Here is a 1,199-nt window from a genome sequence, read left to right on the forward strand (position 1 = left end):
AGGGAAGGTGCGAATAAGTCCGAGATATGAGATCATCGTGTTGTAACCTGAACCCTGAATGAGTAACCGGATGAGCCAGCAACTGACTTTTGCCGACAGTGAGTTTTCCAGTAAACGCCGCCAGACCCGCAAAGAAATCTTCCTTGGCAGAATGGATAACTTGCTTCCCTGGGACAAATTACTTGGCGTTATCGAGCCTGTGTATCCCAAGGCCGGTAATGGTCGCAGGCCCTATCCGCTGGAAACCATGCTGCGTATTCACTGCATGCAGCAATGGTACAACCTGAGCGATGAGGCCATGGAAGATGCCCTCTATGAAATCGCCTCCATGCGCCAATTTGCTCGCCTGTCACTGGATAAAGCCATTCCAGACCGCACTACCATCATGAATTTCCGGCATTTGCTGGAGCAGCATGAACTGGCCCGCAAAATCTTCAGTACCGTTAATCACTGGCTAGCAGAGTGTGGCGTTCTAATGACCCAGGGCACCTTGGTGGATGCCACCATCATTCAAGCCCCCAGCTCTACCAAAAACAAACACAACAGCCGTGATGAAGACATGCACCAGACCAAGAAAGGTAACCAGTGGTACTTCGGCATGAAAGCGCACATTGGCGTGGACGCCAAAAGTGGCCTGACCCACAGTCTGGTGACCACGGCGGCTAACGAGCACGACCTCAATCAGGTTGGCAAGTTACTGCATGGCGATGAAGAATTTATCTCAGCCGATGCTGGTTATCAGGGGGCCGAAAAGCGCGATGAGCTCAGCGATGTCAGCGCAGACTGGCTTATCGCCGAGCGTCCCGGCAAAGTGAATGCATTGAAGCAACACCCGCGCAAGAACAAGCTGGCCATCCGTTACGAATACCTGAAAGCGAGTATCCGAGCGAAGGTTGAGCATCCATTTCGGATAGTAAAATGTCAGTTTGGTTTCGTCAAAGCCAGGTACAAGGGGCTGGCTAAAAATGACAGTCAACTGGCGATGTTATTCACCCTGGCGAACCTGGTTCGAGTTGACCAATTGATACGGGCACAGGCGAGATCTACCTGAAATGAGGAAATTGGCCTGAAACAGGGCCAAAATCAGCCACGAAGAGACGATTTTGGGCTGAAAATTGGAAAATTGAGCCACAGGACGTCGATAAAGGACGGTTTGGGGCGTCATATCGGGAGCTGCGGACCACTTAATCGCAGCTTCC

1 protein-coding gene is annotated in these 1,199 nt (G+C 51.5%); it reads left to right on the plus strand.

Going from position 1 to position 1,199, the window contains the following annotated elements; genetic code table 11:
- Nucleotides 1-70: 70 nt before the first annotated feature.
- Nucleotides 71-1,051 (plus strand): IS5-like element ISEc68 family transposase, encoded by a 981-nt coding sequence (locus CX650_RS10485; protein ID WP_101095774.1) that lies wholly within the window; start codon nt 71-73, stop codon nt 1,049-1,051.
- The last annotated feature ends 148 nt before the right edge of the window (nt 1,052-1,199 follow it).

Source organism: Shewanella indica (assembly GCF_002836975.1).
Classification (GTDB): Bacteria; Pseudomonadota; Gammaproteobacteria; order Enterobacterales; family Shewanellaceae; genus Shewanella; species Shewanella indica.

What these genes read in the sequence shown, in the direction of transcription:
- CX650_RS10485 (WP_101095774.1), top strand. Translation starts at nt 71, where the DNA reads ATGAGCCAGCAACTGACTTTTGCCGACAGTGAGTTTTCCAGTAAACGC.